Source organism: Betaproteobacteria bacterium (assembly GCA_016720855.1).
Lineage (GTDB): Bacteria > Pseudomonadota > Gammaproteobacteria > Burkholderiales > Usitatibacteraceae > FEB-7.
The window spans coordinates 454,935-474,418 of the sequence record JADKJU010000002.1 but is presented as its reverse complement, the minus strand read 5'-3'; the positions used below and the strand labels follow the sequence as shown (position 1 = coordinate 474,418).

The 19,484-nt window shown below is 69.1% G+C and carries 14 protein-coding genes; 4 read left to right on the top strand and 10 right to left on the bottom strand.

Annotated elements, in window-relative coordinates; all coding sequences use genetic code 11:
* Nucleotides 1–109 precede the first annotated feature (109 nt).
* From gshA to IPP91_09295, 3 genes are read left to right on the top strand one after another with little or no spacing between them, the layout of a single operon-like run.
* Nucleotides 110–1,417, top strand: a complete 1,308-nt coding sequence (gene gshA, locus IPP91_09305) for a glutamate--cysteine ligase (protein ID MBL0142265.1) — start codon at nucleotides 110–112, stop codon at nucleotides 1,415–1,417.
* Nucleotides 1,414–2,373, top strand: a complete 960-nt coding sequence (gshB, locus tag IPP91_09300) for a glutathione synthase (protein MBL0142264.1) — start codon at nucleotides 1,414–1,416, stop codon at nucleotides 2,371–2,373. Before gshA ends, gshB begins: the two co-directional genes overlap by 4 nt.
* Nucleotides 2,370–4,682 (top strand): tetratricopeptide repeat protein, encoded by a 2,313-nt coding sequence (locus tag IPP91_09295; GenBank protein ID MBL0142263.1) that lies wholly within the window; start codon nucleotides 2,370–2,372, stop codon nucleotides 4,680–4,682. The genes gshB and IPP91_09295 overlap by 4 nt, the downstream gene beginning before the upstream one ends.
* Here the strand turns inward: IPP91_09295 and IPP91_09290 are convergent.
* The 10 genes from IPP91_09290 to IPP91_09245 all read right to left on the bottom strand — a co-directional run bounded on the left by IPP91_09290 (nucleotide 4,679) and on the right by IPP91_09245 (nucleotide 18,878).
* On the bottom strand, nucleotides 4,679–6,292 hold the full coding sequence (locus IPP91_09290; protein ID MBL0142262.1) for a hypothetical protein: 1,614 nt from the start codon (nucleotides 6,290–6,292) through the stop codon (nucleotides 4,679–4,681). The genes IPP91_09295 and IPP91_09290 overlap by 4 nt on opposite strands.
* A 7-nt stretch (nucleotides 6,293–6,299) precedes the next feature.
* Nucleotides 6,300–6,722 (bottom strand): HIT family protein, encoded by a 423-nt coding sequence (locus IPP91_09285; protein ID MBL0142261.1) that lies wholly within the window; start codon nucleotides 6,720–6,722, stop codon nucleotides 6,300–6,302.
* A gap of 107 nt (nucleotides 6,723–6,829) precedes the next feature.
* Nucleotides 6,830–10,684: an FAD/FMN-binding oxidoreductase gene (locus tag IPP91_09280; GenBank protein MBL0142260.1), complete on the bottom strand. Its 3,855-nt coding sequence runs from the start codon at nucleotides 10,682–10,684 to the stop codon at nucleotides 6,830–6,832.
* A gap of 75 nt (nucleotides 10,685–10,759) precedes the next feature.
* On the bottom strand, nucleotides 10,760–11,158 hold the full coding sequence (locus IPP91_09275; GenBank protein MBL0142259.1) for a DedA family protein: 399 nt from the start codon (nucleotides 11,156–11,158) through the stop codon (nucleotides 10,760–10,762).
* Nucleotides 11,159–11,161: 3 nt separating this feature from the next.
* On the bottom strand, nucleotides 11,162–13,375 hold the full coding sequence (locus IPP91_09270) for a tetratricopeptide repeat protein (GenBank protein MBL0142258.1): 2,214 nt from the start codon (nucleotides 13,373–13,375) through the stop codon (nucleotides 11,162–11,164).
* Nucleotides 13,376–13,378: 3 nt separating this feature from the next.
* Nucleotides 13,379–15,490, bottom strand: a complete 2,112-nt coding sequence (locus IPP91_09265; GenBank protein ID MBL0142257.1) for a tetratricopeptide repeat protein — start codon at nucleotides 15,488–15,490, stop codon at nucleotides 13,379–13,381.
* A complete protein-coding gene (locus IPP91_09260) occupies nucleotides 15,468–16,673 on the bottom strand; it encodes an ABC transporter ATP-binding protein (GenBank protein ID MBL0142256.1) in 1,206 nt (401 codons plus the stop codon). Before IPP91_09260 ends, IPP91_09265 begins: the two co-directional genes overlap by 23 nt.
* Nucleotides 16,670–17,446 carry an ABC transporter permease gene (locus IPP91_09255; GenBank protein MBL0142255.1) on the bottom strand — a complete coding sequence of 259 codons (777 nt, stop codon included), beginning with the start codon at nucleotides 17,444–17,446 and terminating at the stop codon, nucleotides 16,670–16,672. Before IPP91_09255 ends, IPP91_09260 begins: the two co-directional genes overlap by 4 nt.
* Nucleotides 17,447–17,458: 12 nt before the next feature.
* Nucleotides 17,459–18,394 carry a peptidylprolyl isomerase gene (locus IPP91_09250; GenBank protein MBL0142254.1) on the bottom strand — a complete coding sequence of 312 codons (936 nt, stop codon included), beginning with the start codon at nucleotides 18,392–18,394 and terminating at the stop codon, nucleotides 17,459–17,461.
* A 67-nt stretch (nucleotides 18,395–18,461) separates the two neighbouring features.
* Nucleotides 18,462–18,878: a hypothetical protein gene (locus tag IPP91_09245; protein ID MBL0142253.1), complete on the bottom strand. Its 417-nt coding sequence runs from the start codon at nucleotides 18,876–18,878 to the stop codon at nucleotides 18,462–18,464.
* A gap of 244 nt (nucleotides 18,879–19,122) precedes the next feature.
* Between IPP91_09245 and IPP91_09240 the strand changes: the two genes are divergently transcribed.
* The gene (locus IPP91_09240) at nucleotides 19,123–19,470 is read left to right on the top strand and encodes a hypothetical protein (protein MBL0142252.1); all 348 of its coding nucleotides are present in this window, start codon (nucleotides 19,123–19,125) and stop codon (nucleotides 19,468–19,470) included.
* Nucleotides 19,471–19,484: the final 14 nt, after the last annotated feature.

Below are 19,484 nucleotides of genomic sequence, written 5' to 3'. Positions count from 1 at the left end.
GGCCGGCCTCGCGGGCCCGCGGGGGAGTCAGGGCGCGAATTTTATCACCCGGCCGGGTTAAACTAGCCCTCCGCTTTCGCGACGAGGGCGAACGCCCCCACCCCCGCCGATGGTCCCCCACCTCACCACCTCGCTCACCGGCCCCCTGCACGACCTCGAACGGCTCGTCCTCGACCGCCGTCCGCAGATCGAGCGCTGGTTGCGCACGCGATTCGCCGAACACGAAGTGCCGTTCTATTCCTCCGTGGACCTGAGAAACAGCGGCTTCAAGCTGGCGCCGGTGGACACGAACCTCTTCCCCGGGGGATTCAACAACCTGAACCCGGATTTCCTGCCGCTTTGCGTCCATGCGGCGATGTCGGCCATCCAGAAGCTCTGCCCCGACGCGCAGCGCTTGGTGCTGGTGCCCGAGAACCACACGCGCAACCTCTTCTACCTGCAGAACGTCGCCACGCTCAAGCGCATCCTCGAAAGCGCCGGGCTCGAGGTGCGCATCGGCAGCCTCATCCCCGACCTCGCCGGACCCGCCGAAGTGCAGGCGCCCGGCGGCGACACACTCCTGCTCGAGCCCCTGCAGCGCAAGGGCAACCGCGTGGCGCTCGACGGCTTCGACCCGTGCGCGGTCGTCCTGAACAACGACCTCTCCGCAGGCGTCCCGGCCATCCTGCAGGGGCTCGAACAGACTGTCGTGCCGCCGCTGATCGCCGGGTGGACCACGCGCCGCAAATCGCGGCATTTCCACGCCTACGAGCAGGTCGCGGAGGATTTCGCGGAGCTGCTGGGTATCGATCCCTGGTTCGTGAACCCCGTCTTCAGCCAATGTGGCAAGGTGAACTTCACCGAGAAGGCGGGCGAGGAATGCCTGGCCACCAACGTGCAGTACGTCCTCGACGAGGTGCGCGAGAAGTACGCGCAATACGGCATCACCGAGGCGCCGTTCGCCATCGTGAAGGCCGACGCCGGCACCTACGGCATGGGCATCATGACGGTGAAGAGCGTCGATGACGTGAAGAACCTCAACCGCAAGACGCGCAACAAGATGTCCGTCATCAAGGAGGGCCAGGCCGTGAGCGAGGTCATCATCCAGGAAGGGATTTACACATTCGAGAGCGTCGATGAGGCGGTTGCCGAGCCCGTGGTCTACATGATCGACCAGTTCGTCGTGGGAGGCTTCTACCGGGTGCACACGGCGCGCGGAAAGGACGAGAACCTCAACTCGCCCGGCATGGAATTCCGCCCGCTGGCCTTCGAAACGGACTGCCATTCCCCCGACTGTGCCGGCGCGCCGGGCGCGCCCCCCAACCGCTTCTACACGTACGGCGTGGTGGCGCGACTCGCGAATCTCGCCGCCGCGATCGAGATCGAGGAGATGGCAGGCAACGCCGACGTGTCGGCGCCGCTCGCCGCCCGCGCATGAAGATCGCGTTCATCCTCGACCCGCTGGAGAGCCTCGATCCGAAGAAGGATTCGTCCATCGCCATGATGCGGGAGGCCTCGCGGCGCGGCCACGAGGTCTATGCGCTGGGGATGCCGGACCTTTTCGTCGAGAACGGGGCCGTGCTCGCCAGCGTGGTCCCGCTTGCGATCGACGATGACGACGAGGCGTGGCGCCGCGAAGGAAGCGCGCAAGAGGTTCCGCTCGCCTTCTTCGACCTCGTGCTGATGCGCAAGGACCCGCCCTTCGATTCCGAGTACCTGTACGCGACCCTCCTGCTGGAGCGCGCCGAAGCCGAAGGGGCGCGCGTCGTGAACTCGCCGCGGGCCCTGCGGGACTGGAACGAGAAGCTCTCGATCCTGCGCTTTGCGCAGTTCACCCCCGCCACGCTCGTGGCCCGCGATCCGGCGCGCATCCACGCCTTCGTGGACCGCCATGCCGACGTGATCCTGAAGAAACTCGACGGCATGGGCGGCACGATGATCTTCCGCGTACGCCGGGACGATCCGAACCGCAACGTCATCGTGGAAACGATGGTCGGCGACGCCGAGCGCACGATCATGGCGCAGAAGTTCGTGGCGGAGATCTCCCGGGGCGACAAGCGCGTGCTGGTGATCGAGGGCAAGCCCTTTCCCTACTGCCTGGCCAGGATCCCGAAGGCGGGCGAGACGCGCGGGAACCTCGCAGCGGGGGGCACGGGCGTGGCCCAGCCCCTTTCCGCACGCGACCGAGAGATCGCGCAAACCGTGGGGGTGCAGCTGGTGGAAGCAGGCATCGTCCTGGCCGGACTCGACGTGATCGGGGACTTCCTCACCGAGGTGAACGTGACCAGCCCCACCTGCTTCGTCGAGATCGCCCAGCAGACGGGCGAGAATGCCGCGAAGCCCTTCCTTGACGCCATCGAGAGCCTCGCAACGCGAGGCGGGAATCCAAGATGAATTCACCACCGCGCCACGACCAGACGATCAGCTTCGAGGAGGTGCTTGCCGCCGCCGCCGCCGTCCACCAGGCCGGGCGCCTCGCGGAGGCCGCGGACATCTACCGGCAAGTGCTCAAGGCCATCCCCGGGCAATCCGACGCCCTGCACCTGCTCGGCCTCGTGAGCCTGCAGCAGGGGGATGCCGAGACCGCCGCCCGCCTCATCGGCGAGTCGGTGAAGCAGGCCGCGGACAACGCCAATGCCCACAACAACCTCGGGGCCGCCCTGCTGCAACTGGGCCGCATCGGCGAGGCCCAGGCCTGCTTCGACCGCGCCATCGCCGCGAATCCGGGTTATCCGGAAGCGCACAACAACCGCGGTAACGTGCTCGTGCGGCTGGGGCGTTTCGAGGACGCCCTCGCGAGCTACGACCGCGCGATGCAACTCGGCCTGGCGAATTCCACGCTGCATTACAACCGGGGAGTCGCCCTGCAGAACCTCGGCCGGACGCCGGAAGCGCTCGCCGCCTGCGACGCAGCGCTTGCCCTCGAACCTGCCTATGCGGACGCGCACCACAACCGCGGCGAGGCCTTGCTCGCCCTCGGACAGGCCGCAGCGGCGCTCGACAGCTACGACCACGAGATCGGCCTGGCCGAGGGTCGTGCCGATGCACACAGGGGACGCGGCACCGCCCTCATGGCCCTCGGTCGGCTCGACGAGGCGCTGGCGGGCTTCGGGCGCTCGCTCGCGCTCGATCCGCAACTCCCCGGGGCACGATATGGCCGGGCCGTGGCCCTCCTGAAGCTCGCCCGTCTCGACGCGGCCCTTGCGGACTGCGAGCTCGCTATCGAGCGCGAGCCGGGCAATGCCAGGCTGCACTTCCTGCACGGCGTCGTCCTTTCGGAGCTCAAGCGGCTCGACGAAGCCCGGGACGCCTGCGCCCGCGCGATCGCCATCGATCCCGAGGTGCCGTTCGCCTACGGGCATTGGCTGCATCTGCTCATGCAACTGTGCGATTGGAACGGGATCCAGGATGTCATCGGGACCACGCTCGCTCGCGTTCGGGAAGGCAAGCAGGCGGCCGACCCGTTCACCCTGATCGCGACGAACGCGACGCCCGCCGACCGCCTGCAGTGCGCGCAGGTCTTCGTCGAGGCCCGCTTCCCGGCCGTCCCGGCCCCGACGCGGCCAGCGCACCGCCCGCATGAGCGGCTTCGCCTCGCCTACCTTTCCTCCGACCTGCAGGATCACGCGACGGCCCACCTGATCGCGGAGGTCCTGGAGCGCCACGACCGGTCGCGCTTCGAGGTCATGGCGCTATCCTTCGGCCCCGAGTCCGTCGATCCGTGGCGTCGGCGCATCGAAAGCGCGGTGGATCGGTTCCATGACGTCGCCACGCAAACGGATGGCGCAATCGCCGACCGGTTGCGGGACCTCGAGATCGACATCGCCGTCGACCTCAAGGGCTACACGGCCGGCGCGCGCAGCGGAATCCTCGCGCGACGCCCGGCGCCCATCCAGGTCAACTACCTCGCCTACCCGGGCACGATGGGCGCAGGCTACATCGACTACCTCGTGGCCGATGCCGTCGTGATTCCCCCGGAACACGAGGCCTGCTACACAGAGCGCATTGCGCGCCTGCCCCATTGCTACCAACCCAACCTTTCGAACCGGCCCATTGCCGACCGCACGCCCTCGCGCGCCGAACTCGGGCTTCCGGACGACGCGTTCGTTTTCTGCTGCTTCAACAACGCCTACAAGATCACGCCGGAAGTCTTCGACGCCTGGATGCGCCTGCTCGGCGCCGTTCCCGGCAGCGTGCTCTGGCTGCTGGAGGGCCCGTCGACCGCTACCACCAACCTGCGGCGCGAGGCCCAGGCTCGGGGCATCGCGCCGGAGCGGCTGGTGTTCGCGCCGCGCCTGGCGATCGCGGACCACCTCGCACGACACCGCGCCGCTGACCTCTTCCTCGACACGCTGCACTGCAACGCCCATACGACCGCGAGCGACGCCCTGTGGGCGGGTCTGCCGCTGGTCACGGTGCTCGGAGAGGCTTTCCCCGGGCGCGTCGCGGCCAGCCTGCTGCGGGCGGCGGGCCTGCCCGAGCTGGCCTCGGGCTCGCTGCCGGAGTACGAAGCGATGGCACGCCGACTTGCGTGCAATCCGGCGGAGCTCGCCGCCATTCGCGCCCGGCTGGCGGCCACCCGGACGACGAATCCGCTCTTCGACGCGCAGGCCTACACGCGGCATCTCGAGGCCGCGTACACGACGATGTGGGAGCGGCACTCGCGGGGACTGGAGCCCGCGACGTTTGCAGTGCCTGCCTAGAAGACGGTGACGCGGTCGAAATCGGTGCCGCGGTCCAGGACTTCGTAGACCGTCGACTCCTTCGCGCCTCCCGACCACACCTCGACGCCGCGCCCCCGCGAAGCGATGCCCGTCGGCACCACCAGCGATTCCGGGACGCTCAACCGCGCGAGAGCCGGCAAGCGGAACGCCTGCACCCACTGCGCGCTCTGGCGATTGCGCGAATCGGCGGCGCGAACCGCGATCGGCTCGGGCTTGCCGGGGAAGAGCGACACCGTGATCACGACGCGCCCATCCGTCTCCTGCACGAGCGCCTGCACCATGCCGAGAAAGAACGGCGCGGCATCGCCCAGCCTCATGGCGACGATCCGCCCGATGGCTACGCCCTTGGAAGCGGTCGGCAGGCGAAGCAGGCGCCACGCGCCCAGCATTTCGTCCACCACTCCCCAGTTCTCGAGCTCGAAGTTGTAGTCCGCGACGCGCAGCTGGTGCGTGCGCTCCGTGACCTTGCCGAACACCGCAAGATCGTCCTTCTCCTGGCGCGTGAGCTCGCGCTCCTTGTCGGGCTGCTCGAAGGCGGCTCCGTTGGTCACGAAGAAGTGGATCTCGGGGAGCCCGAAGGCGAGTGTCGCGGACTTCTCGTCGGGGATCTTCGCGGGCGGACGTGGCGGCGCTCCCTCGCACCAGAGCTTGTGCAGGCGGCCGAGCTGCGCGAGGGCGTCGATGGCGCTCGCCTCCGCGGGAAGCCCCACGCTTGCCGGCTCCTCGCCCGCCTGCAGGCCCTTCAGGCGCCGCCGGATGCTCTTCGAAAGCCCCTCGACATCGAGCACGCGGCGCGTGGGCAGGCGGTCGTCGGCGTGCAGCGGACGCGCGCCGATGGGCTTGGCAAGGTCCACGGCCAGGGGAAAGGTCGTGCCCGCCTCGCCGTCGGCCGGCGCATCGACGAGGATGCGCACCTTCCGCGCCCACATGCGAAGCAGCGACTCGAGGAGGTCCATCTGCTGCGCGGTCATCTCCGACAGATAGGCCGCCTGCGTGAGAACGACGTGCACGTAGGCCTCGTGCACGCTGGAGACGCCATCCTCGCTCTCCAGGCTGTCCTTGACGCGTTCGTCGGCCAGGCCCTCGCGCTCGGCGGCGGCGAACTGCTCGTGCAGGCGCAGCCACAGCGGCGGGTCGAAGCGGCGATAGATCATCGCGTGGAAGAGCATCTGCGCGCCGAGGTAGCGGACGATGCGCTGCATCATGAGCGGCATGTGGCGCGCGAGCTCGCCCTTCTCGGCCTCGGCCGTCGCGAGGCACCGGCGGTAGCCGGTTTCCATCTCCTCGAGGAGCGAGCGGCCGGTTGACCAGGCAGCGTGGTCGTTGTGCGACAGAGGAAGCGTCTTGCCGAAGTAGCGTGAGCGCTGCTCGCCCTGCAGGAACGCGATCTTGTCGCGCATCAGCTCCAGGCACTTCAGGCTCTCGAGGCCGCCGGGCTCGCCGCGATTCAGGGCCCGCAGCGCCTCCAGCACGACCTGCTGCGCCTGCGGGATGTTGGTGAGCGGCAGCCCGCCGAGCCACTCCTTGCAGCTCTTGGCGTCGCTGAACGCGAGCCCGCTACCGGGACGGGTGGGGGGATTGGCGGCCATTCGCCCCTCATGCCTCCAGCGAGGCGAGCATCGCGGGCAGCGTGGCAACCATGCGCGCTGCGGCGGAAATGCGAGCGGGCGGAACGGGCGTGCCGTGCTTCGCGGGCGCCCACACCGGCCCCGGGAAATGGCGGTCGTCCCGCCAGCGCGGGATGACGTGCCAGTGAAGGTGCGGGGTCAGGTTGCCCAGGCTCGCGAGGTTCATCTTGTCCGGTTCCAGCCACTGCCTTGCATGGGCCTCCACCGCGAACACCACGGCCATCAGGCGGTCTCGCTCGGCCGCGGGGAGGTCTGTCATTTCGCGCTCGTGGCGCTGCAACACCACCCGGAGGAAGCCCGGGAGACCGGGTTCGTCCACGGCCACGACCCGGCACAGGTCATTCTGCCAGAGGAGTGCCCCGCCTGCTCCATGACACAGTTCACAATCCACGATCAGTTTCCGGCGGGGGGTGGCGCATGGCGGTCGCGGCAGGCAGGGGAACCCGGGATTGTGGGTGAAGGCCAGCCCCGCGCGCAACCCGGCCCGCGGCGCTGCCTTCAGAGCAGGACGCGCTCGATGCCCCCCCGGTTGGCGCGTTCGACGAACTCGGGCATCCAGCGCTCCCCGAGCAGGTGGCGCGCCATCTCGACCACCACGTAGTCGGCGCTCGTTCCCGAATCGTTGTCGTAGCGCGAAAGCCCCTGCAGGCAGGACGGGCACGACGTGAGGATCTTCACCTCGCCCGTGTAGCCGTCGGCACGCGCCGCCTGCGCGCCCCTCACCATCTCCTCCTCCTTGCGGAAGCGGACCTGCGTCGAGACGTCGGGCCGGGATATGGCGAGCGTTCCCGATTCCCCGCAGCAGCGATCGTTCAGTGCGACCGGGGTGCCCATGAGCTCGTTCACCACCTGCATCGGGTTGTGGGTCTTCATGGGCGAGTGGCAGGGGTCGTGGTACAGATAGCGCACGCCTCGCACACCCTCGACCCGCACGCCCTTCTCCATCAGGTATTCGTGGATGTCGAGGAGCCGGCAGCCGGGGAAGATCTTGTCGAACTCGTAGTCCAGCAGCGCGTCCATGCAGGTGCCGCACGAGACCACGACGGTCTTGATGTCCAGGTAGTTGAGGGTGTTGGCCACGCGGTGGAAGAGCACGCGATTGCGAAGCGTGATCTCCTCCCCCCTGGCCGACTGCCCGCTCGCCGTCTGCGGGTAGCCGCAGCACAGATAGCCCGGCGGCAGGACGCACTGCGCGCCCACGTGGTAGAGGAGCGCCTGCGTGGCGAGCCCCACCTGCCCGAAGAGCCGTTCCGAGCCGCAGCCCGGAAAATAGAACACCGCGTCGGATTCCTCCGTGACCTTCGCGGGGTCGCGGATGATCGGCACCACCGAGGCGTCCTCGATGTCGAGGAGAGCGCGCGCCGTCTTCTTCGGCAGGTTGCCCGGCATCGGCTTGTTGATGAAATGGACCACCTGCGCCTTGAGCGCCGGCCGGCCCACGGTGGCCGGCGGATGGCGAGTCTGGCCGCGGGTCACCAGGAAGCGGCGCGCGACGGCGTGCGCGAGGCGTTGCGCCTTGTAGCCCCAGTCGAGCATGACCGTCTTGGCGACCTTGATGGTCGTGGGGTCCGTCGCGTTGAGGTAGAACATCGATGCGGCGGTGCCCGGGTTGAAGCGCTTTTTGCCCAGCTTCACGAGCAGGCCCCGCATCGCGATGGACACGTTGCCGAAGTCGATGTCCACCGGGCAGGGCGACTCGCACTTGTGGCACACCGTGCAGTGGTCGGCCACGTCGCCGAACTCGTCGAAGTGCCTCAGGCTCACGCCCCGGCGCGTCTGCTCCTCGTAGAGAAACGCCTCCGTGAGGAGCGACAGGGCGAGGATCTTGTTCCTCGGGCTGTAGAGGAGGTTCGCGCGCGGCACGTGGGTCGAGCACACGGGCTTGCACTTGCCGCAGCGCAGGCAGTCCTTCACGGAGTCCGCGATCGACCCGATGTCGCTTCGCTCGAGGATGATCGACTCGTGCCCGATGAGGGCGAAGGAGGGCGTGTAGGCGTTCGAGAGGTCGGCGCCCGCCAGGAGCTTGCCGCGGTTGAAGCGGCCCTCGGGGTCGATCTTCGCCTTCCAGGCGGCGAACGCCTCGAGCTCCTCCTTCTCCAGGAATTCGAGCTTGGTGATGCCGATGCCATGTTCCCCGGAGACGACGCCGCCCAGCTGCCTGGCAAGGCGCATGATGTACGCCACCGCCTCGTTGGCGACGTGCAGCATCTCGTAGTCGTCGGAGTTCACGGGGATGTTGGTGTGCACGTTGCCATCGCCCGCGTGCATGTGCAGGGCGATGAACACGCGCCCGCGCAGGATCCTGGCATGGATCGCCTCGATGCTGACCATGACGGGCTCGAAGACGCGGCCCGCGAACACCTGGCGCAGGGGGTCGCGCAATTCCAGCTTCCACGACACGCGCAGCTCGTGCAGCTGGATCAGCGAGAAGACCGTCCGGTCGTCGGGGGCTGCGGCGACGAGATGGGCCAGCCCGAGCGCATCCAGGTCCGCGCGCACCTCGCCCAGCCGGCGGTCGAGGTTGCGCAGGAGGTACGACCAGCGCTCCTTCACGAAACGCACCCGCTCGAGGGCCTGCGCGGGGCGGTCGCCCAGGAGGTCGTCGCGCGAAACCGCCTCGCCGTCCGTCTGGACCGGCAGCTCGCCCGAGAAATGTTCCTCCAGGGCCTGCGCGAGCCTGAGCTTGTTGCCGATCGAGTACTCGACGTTCCGGCGCTCCACCCCGTTGGTGTAGTCGGCCAGGCGCTCCAGGGGAATCACCACATCCTCGTTCACCTTGAACGCGTTGGTGTGCTTGGCAATGGCGGCGGTGCGGGCGCGCTCCATCCAGAAGCGCTTGCGCGCCTCGGGGCTCGCGGCGATGAACCCCTCGCCTCCCCGGGCATTGGCGATGCGCACGACCTCGGAGGCCGCCTGCGACACCGCGTTCTCGTCGTCGCCCACGAGGTCGCCGATGAGCACCATGCGCGGCCGCCCGTGGGCCTTGGCCTTCGTCGCGTAGCCCACCGCCTTCACGTAGCGCTCGTCCAGGTGCTCGAGGCCGGCGAGTGCCACGCCGCCCTGGCCGTTCACGCGCTTCGTGATCTCGACGATGGCAGGCACGGCCAGGGCCACCTCGCCGAAGAACTCCAGACACACGGTGCGCGTGTGCGCGGGCATGCGGTGCAGGATGAACGTGGCGGAGGTGATGATCCCGTCGCAGCCCTCCTTCTGCACGCCGGGAAGGCCGCCCAGCACCTTGTCGGTGACGTCCTTGCCCAGGCCGGCCTTGCGGAAGCGCTGGCCCTGCATCTCGAGGATCTCCTCGCCTTTCGGCGTCCGGCCATCGGCTTCGAAGCGGCGGATTCGGAAACGCGCGATCGCCGCGTCGTGGATCTTGCCGAGGTTGTGATCGAGGCGCTCGACCTCGATCCAGTCCGCCTGCGGCGTGACCATGCGCCACGAGGCCAGGTTGTCCACGGCGGTGCCCCAGAGAACCGCCTTCTTGCCGCCGGCGTTCATGGCGATGTTTCCGCCGATGCAGGAAGCATCCGCCGAGGTGGGGTCCACCGCGAAGACGAGGCCCGCTTGGTCCGCCGCCTCCATGACGCGGCGCGTGACGGCGCCCGCGCCGACGTGGATTACCGGGACAGGCTTCGCCACGCCCGGAAGCGGCTTTTCCTCCACCGCGGCCAGCCAGTCGAGCTTCTCCGTGTTCACCACCGCGGAAAGTCGATCGAGGGGAATGGCCCCCCCCGTGTAGCCCGTTCCGCCGCCGCGCGGGATGATGGTGAGCCCCAGTTCCACAAGCGCCCTCACCAGCGGCGCGCACTCGGCCTCGGTGTCCGGCGAGACGACGACGAACGGATACTCGACGCGCCAGTCGGTTGCGTCGGTCACGTGCGCGGCGCGCGCCAGGCCGTCGAACGCGATGTTGTCCTTGCGGGTGATGGCCGAGAGGCGGCGCATCGCCTTGCGGCGAAGCTTCGTCGTCTCGTCGAACTCGCGCTCGAGATCGTCCACTGCGCCGTGCGCGGCCTTCAGCAGCTTTTCCACGCGTTGGCTGCGCTCCGCGTCGGACGAGTCGGCCTGCCGGCGGCTCTCCACTGCCCCAAGCCGGTGGCGCAGGGACTCCACGAGCGCGTCGTGGCGCTTCGGGTTGTCGTGCAGGTCGTCCTGCAGATAGGGGTTGCGCCTGACGACCCAGATGTCGCCCAGCACCTCGTAGAGCATCCGCGCCGAGCGCCCGGTGCGGCGCTGCGAGCGCAGCGCGTCGAGCACCTGCCACGCCTCCTGCCCGAGCAGGCGGATCACGATCTCGCGGTCGGAAAAGGACGTGTAGTTGTACGGGATTTCGCGCAGTCGGGCGGTCATCTGGCGGGCTTCGCAATCCGTGGGCGCCACGGGGGGAATAGGGATTTTACCGCAATGCAGCATTGACCCCGGATGCTAGAGGAGCGACACCGCCTGCGCGAGGAGGGCGTAGCGCGCCGCCTTGCCCGCGGCCATCGCGAGCGTGCACCCGATCCAGTTGAGGCGCAGCCACCCGGCGGCGGCGCACAGGGCATCGCCCGCCAGGGGCATCCAGGACAGGAGCAAGGCCGCCGCCCCGTAGCGCCGCACGCGCGCGATCGCCCTTCCTTCCGGGATTCGCGAAGGCAGCAGGCGCCCGATGCCGTAGGTGGTGAGCCCGCCCAGCGTGTTTCCGATCGTGGCCACGAGAACCGCGACGGCCGGCGCGGACCCGCCCGCCTTGAGGACGGCCACGAGCACGATTTCCGAGTTGCCCGGCAGGATCGTGGAGGAAACGAAGGCGGACGCGAAGAGCGCCCAGAGCGAAAGGTCCACCGCTCAGGGAACCGCGCCGCGCGCGACCCTCTCGAGAAAATCGGCCATCGCCTCCACCGGTGCGCCCTGCCCGAAAAGCCGTCCCGCATTTTCGCGAAGCGCCTGCGAGGTGGCTTCGCGCCGGGCGTGGTCCATGGCGATCCCGGTCGCGAGGCGAACATAGTCGGCTGCGTCCCCGGCCACCAGCGCCTCCTGCCCCAGGATTCGCAGCATGCCCAGGCTCTGGCGGCCGCGCATGAGGCCGCCGGGCAGCGTCACGACGGGCAAGCCCATCGCAATCGCGTCGAGCGAGGCATTGCCGCCGGACCAGTGCAGCGTATCGAGCATCACGTCGCACTCGCGGTTCACGCCGAGGTAGGCCGCGTGCGAAAGATACGGCAGGAAGACCAGGTGCCTATCCGTGGCGAGGCCGTGGGCGGCGAAAATCGGCTTCAACCGCCTGACGAACCTGTCGATGAGCGCGTGCGGCCCCGCGGCGAACATCACGGCGACACCCTGCGGGTCATTCGCGAGCACCTCGGCGATGAGCGCATCGTTGTCGGGGTGAATCTTGAACACGGACTGCGGCACCAGGTAAAGGTGCTTGTCCGCGGGAAGCCCGAAATCGGCGCGGGTGCCCGGCTCCTCTCCCGAAGGCCTCTCATAGCGCGTCCCGAGCCCGGGAAGCAACGCGAGGCGCTCGCGGTAGGCGGCCTGCGCCCCCGGGGGCTCCATCGCCTCGGACGACAGGAACCAGTCGATCGTGGGCAGGCCCGTCGTCGTGGGATGGCCCCAGCCCGCGCATTGCACCGGCGCGAGGCGCAGTGACGCGAGGGCGAAGGTGTCCTGGTGCATGCCCAGTTCCGGATAGACGAGGACGTCGAGTTCGTCCGCGAGCACGTGTTGCGCAAGCGCGGTCAGCGAGCGCCCGGGCAAGTGGCGAAAGTGGTCCGCAGCCGTCGAAATGCCGCGGGTATCGTCGTCCGCGTGCGCGTTGGTGTAGTACACGAAGCGCTCGAACCGGCCCGCGTCCAGTCCCCGCACCCAGCTCGCGAAATAGCGGCCGGCCGTGCAGCCGTAGAAGAAATAGCTGACGAACCCGACACGGATGCGCCCCCCGTTCCGCGAGCGCGGCGCGCGGGGCGCGAGCAGGTCGGGCGCGGCGATCGTGAGGACCCGATGCATGAAGTCCCCGTAGAGCGACTGCAGGTCCCGGTCGTCGTGCCCCTGGTAGGCAAGGTAGAAATTCGTCCAGCGCGCCTCGGAAAGGAGGTCGGCGGGACGCGATTTCGAGAAGCGCCCCGGATCCGCCAGGAGTTCCTCGAGCCCGGCCCGGTAACGACGACGGCAGTCCTCCAGGTGTTCCGGCCCGTCGTACACCGCGGGCAGCGTGAGACGCGCCCCGAGGGCTGCGCGAAGATTGCCGGGATGGCGCGTGAGCGTTGCCTCGAATTCCCGGCGCGCCTCATCGACGGAGCCCGCCTCCCAGTGCAGTTCCGCCAGGGCATTGCGCGCCTTCGGGTTGTGCGGCGCCGCGGCGACTGCATTGCGATAGCTGGCGGCGGCCCGCTCGAGCTCCTGGCGCTTGCGGTAGAGGTCGCCCACGAGCAGGTGCGCGTCCATGAGCCGCGCATCGAGCCGGGTCGCATCCATCGCCTGCGCAAGGGCGCCCTCGGTGTCGCCCGCGTTGTTCGCGAGGCGCGCGAGATTGAATCGCGCGAGGGCATGGCGGGGGTCGATGGCGAGGGCGCGTTCGAACGCCCGCGTCGCCTCGGACGGCCGGTCGAGCGCAGCGAGCGCGAGTCCCAGGTTGTTCCAGGCCCGCGCGAGTTTCGGGTCGAGATCCGTGGCACATGCCAGCGCCTCGACGGCCTCGGGAATGCGCTCGGCCTCCTGGAGCGCCGCGCCCAGGTTGCTCCAGGCGAGCGCCCAGCCGGGCTCCAGCTCGGTTGCCCGGCGGAACTCCCGGACGGCGCGGGCGAAATCGCCCTGATCCTCGGCCACGCGCCCGGCATGCAACCGGAAGTGTGCGCGGTCCGGCTCGAGCGCGAGCGCTCGCTCGACATCCGCGCGCGCGTTCGCGAATTGCCGCAGCTGGGCGTGCGTGATCGAGCACAGGTACCAGAACTCGGCACGATCCGGCTGTTCCCGGGTGAGGCCAAGAAACTCCGCGAGCGCCTCGTCGAGCCGCCCCTCGCGCAGGAGGGCGCGTCCGCGGCTTGCGGAAGCCTCATCCATGCTTCAGTCCTTCCCCGCGCACCAGCGCCGCCATTCATCGCGGTAAAGCGCCTCGAGGTTGCGCGTGAAACCGGCCGCGTCCAGGAGCGGTGAGGCGCGCAGCCGATCGCGAAGGCCTCCCGAGATGAGGGCCAGGCGCTTCGGGTCGCGCGCAAGCGCCTCGGCGATTGCCACGAAGCCGGCGCTATCGGCCGCGCACAGCTCGCCCAGCCCGACCGTCGCGAGTATCGCCTTCGACTGCCGCGCGATGAGGGTATCGCCGCCCACGGCCACCACGGGTCGACCCATCCACAGCGCCTCCAGCGTCGTGAGGCCCCCGTTGTACGGGAAGGTGTCGAGCCCGATATCGATGTCGCCGTACTGTGCGAGCATCGTCGCGTGATCCGAGGCGCCGCGCCACTCGACGCGCGCAGCGTCGATGCCGCGATCGGTGAACCAGTGCGCGAACAAAGCGCGTTCCGGGTCGCCAGCGAGCGCCGCGTTCTTGAGAACCAGCCTCGCGTCGGGCACGCGGCGCAGCACCTCGCACCACGTGTCGAGCGTCGCGGTCGAGATCTTCGCCATGCGACTGAAGGAGCCGAAGACCGGCGCCGCGCCCGAGACGAGAGGCGGCGGCATGACCTGCGGCGCATACGCGGGCGGCTCCCAGGCGTAGCGGCAGTGCGGTAGCCGGGCAAGCCTCTCCGTGAACGGCTGGCCGTCGCCCGGGGGCGAGTGCACGGCGTCGGTCACGAGGAAATCGACGCACGCCAGGCCGGTGGTATTGAAGTAGTCGAGCCAGGTGCCGATCACCGGCGCGGGCCGGCGGGCGAGCGCGAGGAGGCGGTGGCCCGGCGTGTGCCCGGCGAGGTCGATCGCGATGTCGATGCCGTCGTCCTGCAGGCGCTTGGCCAGGGCCGTGTCGTCGAGCCCGGTCGTGGGCGTCCAGTGCACGCCCGAGGCACGGATGCGCGCGGTGACCTCGTCGTCGAGGTCCTGCTCAGCGTAGCAGTGCACGTCGAACGCCTGGCGGTCATGGTTCTCGATCACGGCCCCGAGCAGGAACGCGACCGACGCGAGGTTCAGGCGCGGCGAAAGATACCCGAGGCGCAGCCGCCGCCCGGGTTCGCGCGTGTTCGCGCAGGCAGGCGAGGGTTCGCGGTGCGGTGCGTACTTCGCTGCCCAGTCGCGGTGCGCGGCGAAGACCTCGTCCCGCCCGTGCTTCCCGCCGTATTGCAGAGCGAAGAGCCGGGCGCTGCCGATCCGCGCCGCGTCCGCGGGCGCCAGGGCCTCGGCCCGCTCATAAGCCTGCACCGCTTCCCCGGCAAGGCCCAGGTGCGCGCAGGTGTCCGCGAGACGCACCCACGGACCCGCATGCGACGGATCGATCGCCAACGCGCGCTCGAACGCCTGCCTGGCCGCAAGCAGTTCGCCGGTGCGCGCCCGCACGGAGCCGAGCGCGTCCCAGGCGTCCGCCAGGCGCGGGTCCCCGGCCACGGCTCGCTCCAGTTCCCCCTTCGCCTGCTCGTCGCGCTGCTGCGCGGCGAGCGCGCGGCCGAGGTTGTAGCGGGCCGTGGCATGACCCGGGTCAAGGTCGAGCGCCCGGCGCGCGCAGGACTGCGCCTCGGGGCCGCGGCCCGTTGCAAGGAAAGCCGCCGCGAGGTTGTTCCAGGACCGCGTTTCGGCGGGCCGCAGTTGCGCGACGATGCGCAGGTGTTCGATGGCCGGATCGGGTTCCCCGGCGTCCTGGAGCGCGACGCCGAGGCGGGCGTGAGCGGCGGCAAGGGTCGGCTGCAGGGCGACTGCCCGGCGCCAGGCGGCGATGGCCTCCGAAGGCCGTCGGAGGCGCTCCAGCACGTCGCCGAGCGCGAACTGGTACCGAGGCTGGTCGGACAACTCGATCGCCCGCTGGAGGGCCTCCAGCGCCGCCGGTAGCGTCCCGCGCTCGGCCTCGACCAGCCCGATGCGGAACCGGGGCTCCGCCTCGCCCGGGAAGGTCCTCCCGACTGCGGCGTAGCCGGCCAGCGCCTCGTCCAGCCGCCCGGCCCGGTGATGGGCCCACGGCGCTTCCAGCGCGGCGCGCAGGGACTCTTCGGGTCGGAGGGGCTGGCCCTCAGGCGCCCGTACGTCCGCCACGACCCGGCTGCCAACAGTGATCGAGGCGCACGAACCCGTAGTCCCGGGTCTCCCCGGTGACGACGAACTCGGCCTCAACCGTATCGAAGAGGCGAAGTCCCTCGGGGTCGAGCGCGTGCGCGCGGGTCACGTACTTGCCGGGCAGGAGCTGGATCGCGCGCAGGCACAGCCCGAACGCGAATCGCCCGTCGCCGAGCGGCGCGGGCGCGTAGTTTGCGTCGTCGCTGTGCGTGCCGAACACCGGCGCCCCGTCGGCGCGCACGAGGCCCACCAGGATCACCGGGGCGCGCCCTTCCGCGCCGCGGGCGACGCCCTGGAGCACGACGTCCTCCCCCATCGCAAAGGTCGTGCGCGGGACACCGTCCCGGTCCTCGATCCAGGTCTCGACGATCTGCGGCATCTCCGCGGACACCGGGCGCGCGACCTTGGGGTCCTTGCGCGATCGCTCCTCGTGCCAGGTGAGGTATTCGCGCGTCACGTCGAAGGCGGTGCCCGTCATTCGCACCTGCCCCTCATGCAGCCAGATCGCGCGGCGGCACAGCGACTGCACATGGAACATGCTGTGCGAGACGAGGAGCAGCGTCCCGCCGCCGTCGAGGTAGTCGTCGATCCAGCGGATGCACTTCTTCTGGAACGACTCGTCGCCGACCGCCAGCACTTCGTCCGTGATGAGCACCTCGGGATCGAGCGCCGAGGCGACCGCGAAGCCCAGGCGCACCGCCATGCCCGAGGAGTAGTGCTTGATGGGCTGGTCGATGTGCTCGCCGATGTCCGCGAACTCGATGATGGCGTCGATGCGCTCGCGCGCCTGGGTCCGGGTGAGCCCCATCAGCGCGGCCGAGAGGTAGATGTTCTCGCGCCCGGTGTACTCGGGATGGAAGCCGCTCCCCAGCTCGAGCAGGGCGGACACGCGCCCCTTCACCTCCACGGTGCCGCGCGTGGGCCGCACGACCCCGGCGATTATCTTGAGCAGCGTGGACTTGCCCGCCCCGTTCACGCCTACCAGGCCGAGCGATTCGCCGCGCCTGAGTTCCAGGTCGATGCCGTCGAGCGCGCGGAAATGCGGGATGTCCGTCCGGCCCGCGACGAGAGCGAAAAGTGTCGAAAGGCGGCGTGCTGCGGTGTCGAGCTTGGGGTAATCCTTTCCGACCCCGGCGAAGCGGATGAGCACCTCGCCGGTCACAGGAAGTCCTCGAAATACGGCGAAACGCGCTCGAAGAACGCCAGGCCCGCGGCAAGCGTCAAGGCGCTGCCGAGGGCGATCGCCAGATCGAGGGGCGAGGGACCCGCGCCGGTGAGCAGCACCTCGCGCAGCCGCTCGACGATCCACGCGAGGGGGTTCAGGCCGATCACGGGCTTGAGCGCGGCCGGGACGAGCGAGGCGGGATACAGGATCGGCGTGGCGTAGAAGAGCAGCGTGATCGCCACCCCTACCACCTGCTTCACGTCGCGCAGGAGCGTTTGCAGCGTCGCGAGGACGGCGGCGAGCCCCGTGGTGCCCATGGCGAGGAGGAGCAGCAGCACGAAGGCCCAGGGAAGCCCCGAAAGGTGCAGCGGCTCGCCGGCAAGGCGCAGCACGAGGAGCACGGCGAGGTAACCGGCCACGTGCACCGCGAAGCTCGCGAGTACCGCCGCGTGCACCACCAGCTGGTGCGGGAAGGCGACCTTGCGGATGAGGCCCGCGTTCTCCTGCACCGAGGCCATGCCGCGGTCCAGGCCGTCGGCGAACATGAGCCAGGGCCAGAGCGTGACGGCGACGAATGCGGTGTAGCCTGCGGTGCCGATCTCGGGCGGGAGTTTCACCCGGAAGACGCCCGTGAAGACGAAGGCGTAGACGGCGAGGAGCGCAAGCGGGTGGGCGAGAGCCCAGGCGATGCCGGCCGCCGAGCCGGCGTACCGATTCAGGATTTCACGGCGCGCGAAGGACCACAGCAGCCAACGGTGGCGCCAGATCACGGCCGGGGGCGCTCAGCGGGGCTGCGAACCTGCAAGCGGTGGCCGGTGCGCGCGGTCGACGGCGTCGCGGTCGACATTCACGATGAGCGCGCTGATGTTGTCCTCGTAGACCTTGGTCTGGGGCGTGTTCTTGAGCTCGCCAGCGCGCCGATCGGTGGCGAGATTGGTGAACCTTTCGCGCTCGAGGGTCACGAGGGTGTCTTTCACTTCCTCGAACGGCCGCAACCGCGATGCAAGCTTGCTTTCCACGCGCACGACGTGGAATGCACCCTTGGTTTCGATCGGACCGACGACGGCGCCCGGCGAAGCCGCGAAGATCGCGTCGGCGATGGGCTTCTCGAGATCCTTGGCCGCAACCTCCTCGAAGCGCCCGCCTGTCTTCGCGAAATTGGGGTCGTCCGTGTAGTTCTTCGCGAGCGCGGCGAAATTCTCGTCGGGCCGGGCCTTGGCAACCACCTCGTTGGCGCGGGCGAGCGCCATTTCGCGGGTGCGCCCCTCGAGGGAAATCAGGATGTGCGTCGCGTTGATCCGGGCGGGCTCGGTGAACCTCGCCTTGTCGAGCTTGTAGATTTCCTGCGCTCTCACGGTGAAATCGGGCGTCTGGACGGTCTTCGGGTATTCGTTCATCCAGAGCTGCGCGAGATAGCTTTCGTTGATCTGCTTCATGCGCAGCTGCACGCGCGGATCCTTGTCCAGGCCGATCTTGCGGGCCTCGTCAGCCAGCACTCGGTTGGCGTAGATGGTTTCCAGCGCCTTGGCAACGCGGTCCGCGCTTGCACGGAGCTCCGGACGAATGTCTTCAGGGGCGCGCAGGAGGAAGGCCTCGAAATCCTCGCTGGTGACCTGGACCGAACCGTTGGTGATGAGGGGCTTGCCCGCGGGGGCGGGGGCCTGGGCCCACGCTGACGAGGCGGCGAACAGGCAGGCAACGAAGGCGATGGTTTTCATGAGGGGCGCGGCTCGGGAAGAAAAAAGGCCCGCATGGTTCTCATGCGGGCCCGGGAGGGTGCGGTGGCTAGTACATGTCCACCAGCGCGCCGCAGGTGCCCGTGCAGCCGGGGAAGCGGACGTTGAGGTAGTAGGTCTTCGTCGGGTCGATCACGCAGAACCAGAACGGCCCGCCGCCCACCAAGAACTGCGTCGTCGAGTTTTCCCCGGGCGAATAGCTGGTGCACGCGTCTCCGAGCGACGTGGTGAAATCACCCGGGCATTCCGCGACGTTGACCTGGACATTCGGGGGAATGGTGTAGCCGGGGGTTTGCACCGAGGAAAGCGTGCCGGCGGTTCGCCCGTCGCCAGGCGCCCGGAATCTCACGGCGGCCGACTGCCCCGCTCCCAGCGCGAACGAGACGCGGTTGGTGGGACGGATGTCGGTGATGACGTTGGCTGCGGTGGTGCAGCCGGGCGTGGTGGGCGGAGGAGGCGGAGTCACAACAGTCGCAGCGACCGCAACCGTAACGGTGCTCTGAGGTCCCAAAGTCGCGCCTGCGCTGGGATTCGATAGCGTCAGGGTGCAGGACGTGGCAGTGGCACTGGTAGGAGCCTGGATGCTAACAGGCTGAGAGGTCGTTGCCAGGCCAAAGTTGAGTGTATTCCCACCGATTGTGCAGGCTCCCGCGGTCACGTTCACAGTAGCGGTTACGGCCCCAGTGGCGTTATTGGTGCCTCGCGTTACCGTGGCAGTCGTCGTGCCGCCAGAGGCGGCGTTCACCTGCGCGCTGTTGAATGCCAGGACATCAAGCGGGAGCGGCGGCGTGGTGGAAGCCGTCAGATTGAAATTGTTGGGTGAACCAAGGCTGGCAGGACCTGTTGCCTGGAGCGAAATCGCGCACGGCGCGCTGGTGATGCCAATTTCGAGTGCCGGAGCTGTGATGGCTATAGATGCGGACTCGGCGCCCGAAAACGTGAAAGGAACAGTGGCACCACCGTCAAGCAAACATGGCCCACCCGGCGCAACGCTGACAGTGCCAGACACGCTTGGGGCGGTCGGGTTCGCGCGCGTGACCTTAATCGAAGTCGATTGACCGACCAGAAGGGA